The 13,863-nt window shown below is 60.4% G+C and carries 12 protein-coding genes; 11 read left to right on the top strand and 1 reads right to left on the bottom strand.

Annotated features, from left to right (window positions below):
* Window positions 1–110 precede the first annotated feature (110 nt).
* From dnaJ to PH586_RS23050, 6 genes are all read left to right on the top strand, one after another.
* Window positions 111–1,238, top strand: coding sequence for a molecular chaperone DnaJ (dnaJ, locus tag PH586_RS23075; RefSeq protein ID WP_271350146.1), 1,128 nt, complete (start codon window positions 111–113; stop codon window positions 1,236–1,238).
* 88 nt (window positions 1,239–1,326) lie between these two features.
* Window positions 1,327–2,130, top strand: coding sequence for a 4-hydroxy-tetrahydrodipicolinate reductase (gene dapB, locus PH586_RS23070; RefSeq protein ID WP_271350145.1), 804 nt, complete (start codon window positions 1,327–1,329; stop codon window positions 2,128–2,130).
* A gap of 210 nt (window positions 2,131–2,340) precedes the next feature.
* Window positions 2,341–3,489, top strand: coding sequence for a glutamine-hydrolyzing carbamoyl-phosphate synthase small subunit (gene carA, locus PH586_RS23065; protein WP_271350144.1), 1,149 nt, complete (start codon window positions 2,341–2,343; stop codon window positions 3,487–3,489).
* Window positions 3,490–3,525: 36 nt separating this feature from the next.
* A complete protein-coding gene (carB, locus tag PH586_RS23060) occupies window positions 3,526–6,747 on the top strand; it encodes a carbamoyl-phosphate synthase large subunit (protein WP_271350143.1) in 3,222 nt (1,073 codons plus the stop codon).
* A complete protein-coding gene (gene greA, locus PH586_RS23055; protein WP_238042406.1) occupies window positions 6,744–7,220 on the top strand; it encodes a transcription elongation factor GreA in 477 nt (158 codons plus the stop codon). Before carB ends, greA begins: the two co-directional genes overlap by 4 nt.
* Window positions 7,221–7,257: 37 nt before the next feature.
* Window positions 7,258–7,632, top strand: coding sequence for a DUF4149 domain-containing protein (locus PH586_RS23050; protein ID WP_333908337.1), 375 nt, complete (start codon window positions 7,258–7,260; stop codon window positions 7,630–7,632).
* A gap of 44 nt (window positions 7,633–7,676) precedes the next feature.
* Here the strand turns inward: PH586_RS23050 and yhbY are convergent, their stop codons facing one another.
* A complete protein-coding gene (gene yhbY / locus PH586_RS23045) occupies window positions 7,677–7,988 on the bottom strand; it encodes a ribosome assembly RNA-binding protein YhbY (RefSeq protein WP_238042404.1) in 312 nt (103 codons plus the stop codon).
* Window positions 7,989–8,092: 104 nt separating this feature from the next.
* Between yhbY and rlmE the strand changes: the two genes are divergently transcribed.
* The 5 genes from rlmE to tpiA all read left to right on the top strand — a co-directional run bounded on the left by rlmE (window position 8,093) and on the right by tpiA (window position 13,860).
* Complete coding sequence (gene rlmE, locus PH586_RS23040) at window positions 8,093–8,728, top strand: 23S rRNA (uridine(2552)-2'-O)-methyltransferase RlmE (protein ID WP_271350141.1); 636 nt, start codon at window positions 8,093–8,095, stop codon at window positions 8,726–8,728.
* A 175-nt stretch (window positions 8,729–8,903) separates the two neighbouring features.
* A complete protein-coding gene (gene ftsH / locus PH586_RS23035; protein ID WP_271350140.1) occupies window positions 8,904–10,823 on the top strand; it encodes an ATP-dependent zinc metalloprotease FtsH in 1,920 nt (639 codons plus the stop codon).
* Window positions 10,824–10,831: 8 nt separating this feature from the next.
* Window positions 10,832–11,683: a dihydropteroate synthase gene (gene folP, locus PH586_RS23030; protein WP_271350139.1), complete on the top strand. Its 852-nt coding sequence runs from the start codon at window positions 10,832–10,834 to the stop codon at window positions 11,681–11,683.
* Window positions 11,684–11,703: 20 nt separating this feature from the next.
* On the top strand, window positions 11,704–13,041 hold the full coding sequence (gene glmM / locus PH586_RS23025) for a phosphoglucosamine mutase (protein WP_271350138.1): 1,338 nt from the start codon (window positions 11,704–11,706) through the stop codon (window positions 13,039–13,041).
* A 63-nt stretch (window positions 13,042–13,104) separates the two neighbouring features.
* Entirely contained in the window at window positions 13,105–13,860 is a 756-nt protein-coding gene (gene tpiA / locus PH586_RS23020) for a triose-phosphate isomerase (protein WP_271350137.1), read from the top strand.
* Window positions 13,861–13,863 lie beyond the last annotated feature (3 nt).

Raw genomic sequence — 13,863 nt, 5'->3', positions numbered from 1 at the left:
GCCGCTCTGGCCGGGCGTGACGTGAGTCGCAACCGGCATGATCCGCCACGCGGGAGCTTGCTCCCGCGTTGGCGTGTCTGGAGTAGACGATTTAAAGGTATTGAAGACTTATGGCTAAACGTGACTATTACGAGGTGCTCGGTGTCGAGCGCGGCGCCAGCGAAGCAGAGCTGAAAAAGGCCTACCGGCGCCTGGCGATGAAGCATCACCCGGACCGCAATCCCGACGATAAAGCGTCGGAAGATATGTTCAAGGATGCCAACGAGGCCTACGAAGTATTGTCCGATGCCGGCAAGCGTGCGGCCTACGACCAGTACGGTCATGCCGGTGTCGATCCGCAGATGGGCGGCGGCGGTGGTCCGGGCGGGGCAAACTTCTCCGATATCTTCGGCGATGTGTTCAGCGACTTCTTCGGTGGTGCTGGCGGCCGTGGCGGTCAGCGTGGCGGCGCCCAGCGCGGCAGCGATTTGCGCTACACCCTGGAGCTGGATCTGGAAGAGGCGGTGCGCGGTACCTCGGTCAATATCCGGGTCCCGACCCTGGTCAATTGCAAGACCTGCGAAGGCTCAGGGGCGAAGAAAGGCACCTCGCCGGTGACCTGTACCACCTGCGGCGGTATCGGTCAGGTGCGCATGCAGCAGGGCTTCTTCTCGGTGCAGCAGACCTGTCCGCGTTGCCATGGCGGCGGCAAGATGATTACCGATCCCTGTGGCACCTGCCATGGTCATGGTCGCGTGGAAGAGCACAAGACCCTGTCGGTGAAGGTTCCACCGGGTGTCGATACCGGTGATCGCATTCGCCTGTCTGGTGAAGGCGAAGCCGGCGCGATGGGTGGCCCGGCGGGCGACCTGTATGTGGTGGTCAATGTGCGCGAGCACGCGATCTTTCAGCGCGATGGCAAGCATCTGTACTGCGAGGTTCCGATCAGCTTCGCCGATGCGGCGCTGGGCGGTGAGTTGGAAGTGCCGACCCTCGATGGCCGGGTCAAGCTGAAGATCCCGGAAGGCACCCAGACCGGCAAGCTGTTCCGTTTGCGCGGTAAAGGCGTAGCGCCGGTGCGTGGTGGCGGTGCCGGCGACCTGATGTGCCGGGTAGCGGTAGAAACCCCGGTCAGCCTGGATCGACGTCAGCGCGAACTGCTCGACGAGTTTCGCAAGACGCTGCAGGGCGATACCCGGCATTCGCCGAAGGCCAGTGGCTGGTTCGAGGGTGTCAAACGCTTCTTCGGCGATGTGTGAATAAACGGCCGCAGGCGGGTGCTGGCGAGCTGCAAGAGGGCTTGCACTCCGGCCTGCGGTTCGAGGCTTATAGCGTGGAGCGGGTGTCATGCAACGAATAGCAGTGATGGGCGCCGCCGGGCGCATGGGCAAGACCTTGATCGAGGCCGTGCAGCAGGCCGATGGCGTCAGTCTGACTGCGGCGATCGATCGTGCCGACAGCAGCCTGGTGGGTGCCGATGTTGGCGAGTTGGCGGCGCTGGGCAAGATCGGCGTTGAGCTGTCGGGCAATTTGAGTGAGGTGCTGGATCGGTTCGATGTGCTGATCGATTTCACCCACCCTTCGGTGACCCTGAGCAACCTGGAAGTCTGTCGGCGGGCGGGCAAGGCCATGGTGATTGGCACCACCGGCTTCAGTGCCGAGGAAAAACAGCTGCTGGCCGATGCCGGCAAGCAGATCCCCATCGTCTTTGCCGCCAACTTCAGCGTGGGGGTCAACCTGTGCCTGAAATTGCTGGATACCGCGGCCCGGGTGCTCGGTGACGAGGTGGATATCGAGATCATCGAGGCCCATCACCGGCACAAGGTCGATGCGCCGTCGGGCACCGCCTTGCGCATGGGCGAAGTGGTGGCCAATGCCTTGGGGCGTGATTTGCAGAAAGTCGCGGTCTACGGTCGCGAAGGCCAGACCGGTGCCCGTGCTCGTGAAACCATCGGTTTTGCCACGGTAAGGGCCGGTGATGTGGTTGGCGATCACACCGTGCTGTTCGCCGCCGATGGCGAGCGTGTGGAGATTACCCATAAAGCCTCAAGTCGCATGACCTTCGCCAAAGGCGCGGTACGTTCGGCGTCGTGGTTGCAGGGACGTGAGCCTGCGTTGTACGACATGCAGGATGTGCTGGGGCTCAACTGATGCGGTTCGTCGGAAGCGACTGCTCCGCTGAGGAGTAAGTCGCATCTGGCGGTGGACCAAAAAGGCACTTTCCTGTAGGCTTCCCGCTTTAGTGTGTCCACTAAAAGTTGCGCAGAATGAATCAGATAAAAAAGCGGGATGACGGTCGGTACGTCATTCCGCTTTTTTACAATCTGCGTTTGCTTCAAGCTTTGATCTACGGAGGTTTTCTTGAGTAAGCCAGCCCTTAAGCCTGCCATCCTGGCCCTTGCCGATGGCAGTATTTTTCGCGGCGAGGCCATCGGCGCCGATGGCCAAACTATTGGGGAGGTGGTTTTTAACACCGCCATGACCGGCTATCAGGAAATCCTTACCGATCCTTCCTATGCCCAGCAGATCGTTACCCTGACCTACCCGCATATCGGCAACACTGGTACTACACCGGAAGATGCCGAGTCCTGCAGCGTCTGGGCGGCCGGCCTGATCATTCGCGACCTGCCGCTGACTTCCAGCAACTGGCGCAACAAGCAGCCGCTCGATGAATACCTGAAGGAAAACGGTACCGTCGCCATCGCCGGCATCGATACCCGTCGCCTGACCCGCATCCTGCGCGAGAAGGGTTCGCAGAACGGCTGCATCCTGGTCGGCGACGATGCCACCGAAGAGAAGGCGTTGGACTTGGCGCGCAGCTTCCCCGGCCTCAAGGGCATGGACCTGGCCAAGGTGGTCAGCTGTGCCAAGTCTTACGAGTGGCGCTCCAGCGTATGGAATCTGCAGGACGACAGTCATCCGCTGATTCCGGCCAACGAGCTGAAGTACCACGTGGTGGCCTACGATTACGGCGTCAAGCTGAACATCCTGCGCATGCTGGTTGAGCGCGGCTGCCGGGTAACCGTGGTGCCGGCCCAGACTCCGGCCGCCGAGGTGTTGGCGCTGAATCCCGATGGCGTATTTCTGTCCAACGGCCCGGGCGATCCCGAGCCTTGCGATTACGCGATCCAGGCGATCCAGGACGTGCTGCAGACTGAAATTCCGGTGTTCGGCATCTGTCTCGGTCACCAGTTGCTGGCTCTGGCCTCCGGCGCCAAGACCCTGAAAATGGGCCACGGTCACCACGGTGCCAACCACCCGGTGCAGGACCTGGACAGTGGCGTGGTGATGATCACCAGCCAGAATCACGGTTTTGCCGTGGATGAAGCCAGCCTGCCGGGCAACGTGCGGGCGATTCACAAGTCGCTGTTCGACGGCTCCCTGCAGGGCATCGAGCGCACCGACAAGGACGCCTTCAGCTTCCAGGGCCACCCCGAAGCGAGCCCCGGTCCTGCCGATGTGGCGCCGCTGTTCGACCGTTTTATCGAAGCCATGGCCAAGCGCCGCTAAACCTCGCCGACTGACCCAAGGATTCGAGTAACCGCTATGCCAAAACGTACAGACATTAAAAGCATTCTGATCCTCGGCGCTGGCCCGATCGTTATCGGCCAGGCCTGCGAGTTCGACTATTCCGGTGCCCAGGCCTGCAAGGCCTTGAGGGAAGAGGGCTACCGGGTCATCCTGGTGAACTCCAACCCCGCCACCATCATGACCGACCCGGCCATGGCCGACGCCACCTACATCGAGCCGATCAAATGGTCGACCGTGGCCAAGATCATCGAGAAGGAGCGCCCTGACGCCCTGTTGCCGACCATGGGTGGGCAGACTGCGCTGAACTGCGCGCTCGACCTGGAAAAGCACGGCGTTCTGGAAAAGTTCGGTGTGGAAATGATCGGTGCCAACGCCGACACCATCGACAAGGCCGAAGACCGTTCGCGTTTCGACAAGGCGATGAAGGACATCGGCCTGGCCTGCCCGGTTTCCGGCATCGCCCATAACATGGAAGAAGCCTACGTCGTCCTCGAGAAAGTCGGCTTTCCCTGCATCATTCGTCCGTCCTTCACCATGGGCGGCACCGGTGGCGGCATCGCCTACAACCGGGAAGAATTCGAAGAGATCTGCGCGCGCGGTATCGACCTGTCGCCGACCAACGAGCTGCTGATCGACGAGTCGCTGATCGGCTGGAAGGAATACGAGATGGAGGTGGTCCGCGACAAGAAGGACAACTGCATCATCGTCTGCGCCATCGAAAACTTCGATCCGATGGGGGTGCACACCGGCGACTCGATCACCGTGGCTCCGGCACAAACCCTGACCGACAAGGAATACCAGATCCTGCGCAACGCCTCCCTGGCGGTGCTGCGCGAGATCGGCGTGGAAACCGGCGGCTCCAATGTGCAGTTCGGCATCTGCCCGAATACCGGGCGCATGGTGGTGATCGAGATGAACCCGCGCGTGTCGCGTTCCTCGGCGCTGGCCTCCAAGGCTACCGGTTTCCCGATCGCCAAGATCGCCGCCAAGCTGGCGGTGGGTTACACCCTCGACGAGCTGTCCAACGACATCACTGGCGGCCGCACTCCGGCGTCCTTCGAGCCGGCCATCGACTATGTCGTGACCAAGATCCCGCGTTTCGCCTTCGAGAAATTCCCCAAGGCCGATGCCCGCCTGACCACCCAGATGAAGTCCGTCGGTGAAGTCATGGCCATCGGTCGCACCTTCCAGGAGTCCATGCAGAAAGCCCTGCGTGGCCTGGAGGTCGGAGTTTCCGGCTTCGATCCGATGCTCGACCCGAATGACCCGGATGCAGAAAGCACCCTCAAACGCGAGCTGACCGTGCCGGGTGCCGACCGCATCTGGTACCTGGCCGACGCCTTCCGTGCCGGCAAGACCGTTGCCGAAGTGTTCGAGCTGACCCGCATCGACGAGTGGTTCCTGGTGCAGATCGAAGACCTGGTCAAGGACGAGGAAAAGATCAAGACCCTGGGCCTGGTCAGTATCGACCGCGACCTGATGTACAAGCTCAAGCGCAAGGGCTTCTCCGATATCCGCCTGGCCAAACTGCTCGGCGTTTCCGAGAAGAGCCTGCGCAGCCACCGGCACAAGCTGAAAGTGCTGCCGGTGTACAAGCGCGTCGACACCTGCGCCGCCGAGTTCGCCAGCGACACCGCCTACATGTATTCGACCTACGAGGAAGAGTGCGAGGCGGCGCCGTCGAGCCGCGACAAGATCATGATCCTCGGTGGCGGGCCGAACCGCATCGGTCAGGGTATCGAGTTCGACTACTGCTGCGTGCACGCCGCATTGGCGCTGCGCGAAGACGGTTACGAGACCATCATGGTCAACTGCAACCCGGAAACCGTCTCCACCGATTACGACACCTCGGACCGCCTGTATTTCGAGCCGGTAACCCTGGAGGACGTGCTGGAAATCGTTCGCGTCGAGCAGCCCAAGGGCGTGATCGTGCAGTATGGCGGGCAGACCCCGCTGAAAATCTGTCGCGCCCTGGAAGAGGCCGGTGTGCCGATCATCGGCACCAGCCCCGAGGCCATCGACCGCGCCGAAGACCGCGAGCGTTTCCAGCAGATGGTTCAGCGTCTGGGCCTGCGCCAGCCGGCCAATGCCACGGCGCGCAGTGAAGACGAGGCCCTGGCGGCGTCCAAGGTCATTGGTTACCCGCTGGTGGTGCGTCCGTCCTATGTGCTGGGCGGCCGGGCGATGGAAATCGTCTACCAGGAAGAAGAGCTCAAGCGCTACATGCGCGAAGCGGTGAAAGTGTCGAATGACAGCCCGGTGCTGCTCGATCACTTCCTCAACTGCGCCATCGAAGTCGATATCGATGCCATCAGCGACGGCGAAACCGTGGTGATCGGCGCGATCATGCAGCATATCGAGCAGGCGGGCGTGCACTCCGGTGACTCGGCCTGTTCCTTGCCGCCGTATTCGCTGCCGGCGCATATCCAGGACGAGATCCGCGACCAGGTCAAGAAAATGGCCCTGGAGCTTGGCGTGATCGGCCTGATGAACGTGCAGATGGCGGTGCAGGGCGAGGACATCTTCGTCATCGAAGTTAACCCGCGCGCCTCGCGGACCGTGCCGTTCGTTTCCAAGTGCATCGGCATCTCCCTGGCGATGCTCGGTGCCCGGGTGATGGCCGGCAAGACCCTGGCCGAAGTCGGTTTCACCGACGAAATCATTCCGAACTTCTACAGCGTCAAGGAAGCCGTATTCCCCTTCTCCAAGTTCCCCGGCGTCGACCCTATCCTCGGCCCGGAAATGAAGTCGACCGGTGAAGTGATGGGTGTCGGCGACACCTTCGGCGAAGCGTTTGCCAAGGCGCAGTTGGGCGCCAGTGAAATCCTGCCCAACAGCGGCTGCGCCTTTATCAGTGTGCGCGATGACGACAAGCCCCTGGTGGCCGAGTTGGCGCGTAGTCTGATCGAACTGGGGTTTGACGTGGTTGCCACGTCGGGTACCGCCAAGGTGGTCGAGGCGGCCGGCTTGCCAGTGCGCCGGGTCAACAAGGTGACCGAGGGGCGTCCCCACGTGGTCGACATGATCAAGAATGACGAAGTCACGCTGATCATCAATACCACCGAGGGTCGCCAGTCGATTGCCGACTCCTATTCCATTCGACGTAATGCGCTGCAACATCGAATCTGCTGCACCACCACGCTGGCCGCGGGTGAGGCGATTTGTGAGGCGCTCAAGTTCGGTCCAGAAAAAACGGTGCGCCGTTTGCAGGATCTCCATGCGGGAATCAAGGCATGACTAAATACCCAATGACCGTCCAGGGCGCGCGCGCCCTGGAAGAGGAGCTGGCTCACCTGACCAAGGTGATGCGGCCCAAGCTCAGTCAGGACATCGGCACCGCGCGTGAGCTGGGTGACCTCAAGGAAAACGCTGAATACCATGCCGCCCGCGAGCAACAGGGCATGGTCGAGGCGCGCATCCGTGATATCGAAGGTCGCCTGCAGAACGCCGTGGTCATCGATGTGACCAGCATTGCGCACACCGGCAAGGTTATTTTCGGCACGACCGTGGAGATTGCCAACGTCGAAACCGACGAAAGCGTGACCTATCAGATCGTTGGTGAAGACGAAGCCGATATCCGGCTCGGCAAGCTGTCGGTGGGTTCGCCTATCGCGCGCGCGCTGGTCGGCAAGGAAGAAGGCGATGTGGTGGTGGTCAAGACCCCCAGTGGCATCCTCGAGTACGAGATTGTCGAGGTTCGTCATATCTAGGCCCAGCAGCCCAACTGCTGGAGCAATCAGCTGGCTGTTGGCCCAGACATTCTGGGTCGGCGGCCTCTGGTTATTACATTTTCTGGTGTTGCCGGCGATCGCTAAACTGGGTCTGGCGCAGTTGCTGGTCGAAGAAATCGCCAGCGCCGTTCGCCCGCTCGTGGTGGGGCTGGCGGGGTTTTGTGCAGTATTGCAGGCAGTGGTGCTGATCCGTGCCGAGCATTTGGCCAGCCTGTGGCGCGATATGCGCGGGCAATTGCTGCTCACGGTGCTGGTAATGGCCACGAGTTACTTTGGCGTGCGCCATTTCTACTCAGCTGGCGGGCTGTGGCTGATGTTCAGCTACATGGTGATGGCGTTCTGCGGTCTGTTACTGGTGCTGCAGGCAGTGCCTGGCAGCAGTAAGCGATAAACTGCAGGCTTCAAGTCAGACAAGAAGCATGCAGTTTGCAGCTATCAGCCGTGATGGCGATGGACGTTGGACAGGTTTTTATTGACCTTGGGGTTCTTGCGGTAGATCAGCGCCATTTTGCCGATCACCTGCACCAGGTCGGCATGGCCGGCTTTGCACAACTGGTTGATCGCGGTAAGACGGCTCTCGCGCTCGACAATGCGCAATTGCACTTTAATCAGTTCATGGTCGCTCAGTGCGCGCTCCAGTTCGGCCAGTACGCCTTCGGTCAAACCATTGTCAGCCACGATCAATACGGGTTTCAGGTGGTGGCCGATAGATTTGAATTGTTTCTTCTGCTCTTGAGTGAGCGGCATAATCTGATTCCTGCATTTAATCTGGTAAAAAACGGCGATCAGTTTACCCGAGCGCTTTGGTTGCCGCCCAGATATTCATGCTCTGCACAAATTCGAGGTATTGCGTGGCCCGTTCCAAGACCAGCCTGCGTTGGCTGAAAGAACATTTCGATGACCCTTACGTCAAAATGGCGCAAAAGGATGGCTATCGCTCGCGCGCCAGCTACAAGCTGCTGGAGGTCCAGGAAAAGGACCGTATCCTGCGCCCCGGCATGACGGTGGTCGATCTGGGCGCTGCGCCAGGGGGCTGGTCGCAGGTCACCAGTCGGTTGATCGGCGACAAGGGCACCCTGATCGCTTCCGATATTCTGGAGATGGACAGCATCCCCGATGTCACCTTCATTCAGGGCGACTTCACCGACGATGCGGTGTTCGCGCAGATTCTCGAGGCGATTGGCGGTAATCCGGTAGACCTTGTGATTTCCGATATGGCCCCCAATATGAGTGGGGTAAGGACTGCCGATCAGGCGCGTGCCATGTACCTGTGCGAATTGGCGCTGGATCTGGCAGGGCGTGTGCTGCGTCCGGGCGGAGACTTCCTGATCAAGATTTTCCAGGGCGAAGGTTTCGATACCTACCACAAGCAGGTGCGCGAGATGTTCGGCAAGGTGCAGATGCGCAAGCCCTTGTCTTCGCGTGATCGCTCGCGTGAGCAATACATGCTTGGGCGCAGCTTTCGCGGTGGCAAGGTCGAGGGTTGAGGTGGCGGTCCTGTGCCCTCTGGGGCTGCGGCTGCTGGATGGCAAAATATAGGGTTACAGACGGCGCCTGCCAGGTGCGGGCGTTGTGTAGTAAGTTAGATCGGTACATAACTGGTCGTCATGCGAAGTGCGCTTCGACACGGGGCCTGCTTCAGAGGGTAGCTAATTGAACGACATGGCAAAGAATCTGGTCCTGTGGCTGATCATCGCAGCTGTCTTGGTGACGGTGATGAACAATTTTTCCAGCCCGAGCGAGTCGACCAAGCTCAATTACTCGGAATTTATCCAGCAAGTTCAAGATGGCTCGGTCCAGAGGGTCACGGTTGATGGTTTCATCATCAGTGGCGTGCGAGGCGATGGTTCCTCTTTCGAGACCGTGCGTCCGGCAATCCAGGATAACGGCCTGATCAAGGACCTGATCGACAACAACGTGCAGATAATCGGCAAGCAGCCGGAACAGCAGAGCATCTGGACCCAGTTGCTGGTGGCCAGCTTCCCGATCCTGGTGATCATCGCGGTGTTCATGTTCTTCATGCGCCAGATGCAGGGCGGTGCCGGTGGCAAGGGCGGGCCCATGAGCTTCGGCAAGAGCAAGGCGCGCCTGCTCTCGGAAGATCAGGTCAAAACTACCTTCGCTGACGTCGCCGGTTGCGACGAGGCCAAGGAGGAAGTCAGCGAATTGGTGGAATTCCTGCGTGATCCGGGCAAGTTCCAGCGTCTCGGTGGGCGTATTCCGCGTGGCGTATTGATGGTTGGTTCGCCCGGCACCGGCAAGACCTTGCTGGCCAAGGCGGTTGCCGGTGAAGCGAAGGTGCCGTTCTTCACCATTTCCGGTTCGGATTTCGTCGAGATGTTCGTCGGTGTCGGTGCGTCCCGCGTGCGCGACATGTTCGAGCAGGCGAAGAAGCATGCACCCTGCATCATCTTTATCGACGAGATCGACGCCGTCGGTCGCCATCGTGGTGCCGGCATGGGTGGCGGTCATGACGAGCGCGAGCAGACCCTCAATCAGTTGCTGGTGGAGATGGACGGCTTCGAGATGAACGATGGTGTCATCGTCATCGCCGCCACTAACCGCCCAGATGTACTCGATCCGGCGCTATTGCGTCCCGGTCGCTTCGATCGTCAGGTGGTGGTCAGCCTGCCGGATATTCGGGGTCGCGAGCAGATTCTCAAGGTGCACATGCGCAAGGTGCCGATGGGCGAAAATGTCGAGCCTGCGGTGATTGCTCGTGGTACCCCAGGCTTCTCCGGTGCTGATCTGGCCAACCTGGTCAACGAGGCCTCGTTGTTTGCCGCGCGTGCCGGCAAGCGCCTGGTTGAGATGAAGGAGTTCGAGCTGGCCAAGGACAAGATCATGATGGGCGCCGAGCGCAAATCCATGGTCATGTCGGACAAGGAAAAGCTCAATACGGCCTTCCACGAAGCTGGTCATGCCATCGTCGGGCGCCTGGTGCCCGAGCATGATCCGGTCTACAAGGTGTCGATCATCCCACGCGGTCGAGCATTGGGCGTGACCATGTTCCTGCCGGAAGAGGATCGCTACAGCCTGAGCAAGCGCGCGTTGACCAGTCAGATCTGCTCGTTGTTCGGTGGGCGAATCGCCGAGGAAATGACCTTGGGCTTCGATGGCGTGACCACTGGGGCCTCGAACGACATCATGCGTGCCACTCAGCTGGCGCGCAACATGGTGACCAAGTGGGGCTTGTCCGAGAAGCTCGGTCCGCTGATGTATGCCGAGGAGGAAGGTGAAGTCTTCCTGGGGCGCAGCATGGGCAGTCAGCACACCAATGTCTCGGCCGACACCGCCAAGGTGATCGACCAGGAAGTTCGCAGCATCATCGATCAATGCTACGGCACTGCCCGGCGCCTGCTGGAAGAGAATCGCGACAAGCTCGATGCCATGGCTGAGGCCTTGATGAAGTACGAGACCATCGATGCCGAGCAGATCGAAGAAATCATGAACGGTCGTGTCCCGCGTGAGCCGCGCGACTGGAGTGGTGGTGGTGATGGTGATGCTGATACGCCGGCTGCCAGTCCCGACGAAACGGATCGTCCCGAGAAACCTATCGGTGGTCCTGCTGCCGAGCATTAAGGATCACGATGTCTGAAGTGCACCATCTGAACCGGCTGCCTTGTGGCAGCCGGTTTCTTGATTTAACCCGTCCGCAGGTGATGGGTATCCTCAATGTCACTCCCGATTCCTTTTCCGATGGTGGTCGTTTCGCTCAGCGCGACGCCGCCTTGCGTCATGCGGAAGCGATGTTGCGTGCAGGCGCCGCCTTGATCGATGTCGGTGGCGAGTCGACGCGTCCCGGGGCACGAGCGGTTTCGCCGGTTGAGGAGCTTGAGCGCGTTGCGCCGATTGTCGAAGCCATTGCGGCCGAACTGGATGTGATCATCTCGGTGGATACCTCGACGCCTGCGGTAATTCGTGAAACGGCGCGTCTCGGGGCTGGCCTGATTAACGATGTGCGCTCATTGCAGCGTGACGGGGCGCTGGATGCCGCGGCTGACAGCGGCTTGCCGGTGTGCCTGATGCATATGCGTGGTGAGCCGACCACCATGCAGGAGAATCCCCACTACGCCGATGTGCTGGTCGAGGTGCGCGACTTTCTGGTTGAGCGCATGACGGCCTGTACGGCGGCGGGTATTGCACTTGAACGGCTGGTTCTCGATCCGGGTTTCGGCTTCGCCAAGACCCAGGAGCACAACCTCAGCCTGTTCAAGGGTTTGCAGTTGCTGCATGAGTTGGGGCGGCCGCTGCTGGTCGGCGTCTCGCGCAAGAGCATGATCGGTCGAGTGCTGGGCCACGAGGTCGGTGGGCGCCTATACGGCAGCCTTGCCCTCGCGGCCCTGGCGGTAACTAAGGGTGCGCACATTTTGCGGGTTCATGATGTGGCGGAAACCGTCGATGTGGTGCGCATGCTGGCTGCAGTTGAAGCAGCTGAATAAGTCATCAAGGAATATTAGTCATGGCTAGAAAATATTTTGGTACCGACGGTATCCGTGGGCGTGTCGGCGAGTTTCCCATTACCCCGGATTTTATGCTCAAGCTCGGCTGGGCAGCCGGTATGGCGTTTCGCAAGCAGGGTAAGTGCAAGATTCTGATCGGCAAGGACACGCGGATTTCCGGCTACATGTTCGAGTCGGCGCTGGAGGCCGGGTTGTCCGCGGCGGGTGCTGATGTGATGTTGCTGGGGCCAATGCCCACGCCGGCGATCGCCTACCTGACCCGTACCTTTCATGCCGAGGCGGGTATCGTCATCAGTGCATCGCACAACCCGCATCATGATAATGGCATCAAGTTTTTCTCGGGGCAGGGCACTAAGCTGCCCGACGAGATCGAGTTGATGATCGAGGAGTTGCTCGATGCGCCGATGACCGTGGTCGAGTCGGGTCAATTGGGCAAGGTGTCGCGGATCAACGATGCGGCGGGGCGCTATATCGAATTCTGCAAGAGCAGTGTGCCGAGCAGTACTGATTTTTCCGGTCTGAAGATCGTGATCGATTGCGCCAATGGGGCGGCCTACAAGGTGGCGCCCAGCGTGTTTCACGAGCTCGGCGTTGAGGTCTCGGTGCTTTCGGCTCAACCCAACGGCCTGAATATCAACGATGACTGTGGTTCCACTCACGTCGGGGCCTTGCAGGCTGCCGTGGTGGCGCAGCAGGCCGATCTGGGCATCGCTTTCGATGGCGACGCGGATCGTGTGCTGATGGTTGATCACACGGGGGCTTTGGTTGATGGTGATGAGTTGCTGTTCATCATTGCGCGTGACCTGCAGGAGCGTGGCATGCTTCAGGGTGGCGTAGTAGGCACCCTGATGAGCAATCTCGGTCTGGAGCTGGCGCTGGCAGATCTGGCAATTCCCTTTGTGCGCGCCAAGGTGGGTGACCGCTATGTGGTTGCCGAGCTACTGGAGCGCAACTGGCAGATGGGAGGGGAAAATTCGGGGCACCTCGTGTGTTTTCAGCACACCACGACGGGCGATGCGATTATCGCTGCGCTGCAGGTGCTGCTGGCGCTCAAGCGTCGTGGGCAGAGTCTTGCCGAGGCGCGCCAAGGCTTGCGCAAGTGTCCACAGGTGCTGATCAATGTGCGTTTTTCCGGTGGTGTCGACCCTCTCGAGCACCCTGCTGTGCGAGATGCCAGTGCGCGGGTGACCGAGCAAATGGCGGGTCGTGGTCGCGTTCTGTTGCGCAAGTCCGGTACCGAACCGTTGCTGCGGGTGATGGTCGAGGGCGACGATGAGGCCCAGGTTCGCGGCTATGCCGATGAATTGGCTAAGGTTGTTGCTGAAGTCTGTGTTTGATTGCTTGCCAGTCCCGGTGCCGTTGGGTAACATCTGCGCCCTCTTTGACCGATGAGGTAAAGCATGCGTCGCCCCTTGGTAGCTGGTAACTGGAAAATGCACGGTACCCGCGCCAGCGTCGCAGAGCTGATCAACGGTTTACGTCAGCAGGTGTTGCCTGCTGGTGTTGAGGTTGCGGTCTTTCCATCCTGCCTGCATGTTGTCCAGGTTCTGGATGGTCTGGCGGATAAAGGTGTGGCGATCGGTGCGCAAAATTGTGCGGTCGATCCCGCGCAAGGTGCCCTGACGGGTGAGGTTGCTGCCAGTCAGTTGCAGGATGCGGGCTGTGCCTTGGTGCTGGTTGGTCATTCTGAGCGACGCTTGCTGCTTGGCGAGACTGATGTCGAGGTGACACGCAAATTTGCTGCCGCGCAGTCTTGTGGGTTGACGCCGCTGTTGTGCGTAGGGGAGACCCTAGTTCAGCGTGAAGCGGGCAAGACCCTGGAGGTGGTTGGTGCGCAGTTGGCCAGCGTTATCGAGGCATTGGGTATTGAGGCTTTTGCTCGGGCGGTGGTTGCCTATGAGCCGGTCTGGGCTATTGGTTCGGGTTTGACGGCGTCGCCTGAGCAGGCGCAGCTGGTGCATGCCGCGATCCGCGCGCAGTTGGCTGCGCAGAGTGCTGAAGTGGCGTGTGCGGTAAGGGTTCTATATGGCGGCAGCGTGAAGGCCGCCAATGCAGCCGAATTATTCGGTATGCCGGATATCGATGGGGGGCTTGTGGGTGGGGCCTCTCTGAATGCGGATGAGTTCGGTGCGATTTGTCGCGCCGCAGGAAGCTGACAT

It is taken from the genome of Pseudomonas aestuarii (genome assembly GCF_027988105.1).
GTDB lineage: Bacteria > Pseudomonadota > Gammaproteobacteria > Pseudomonadales > Pseudomonadaceae > Aquipseudomonas > Aquipseudomonas aestuarii.
The sequence above is the reverse complement of the archived record's forward strand: the minus strand, read 5'-3'. Positions and strand labels throughout refer to the sequence as shown.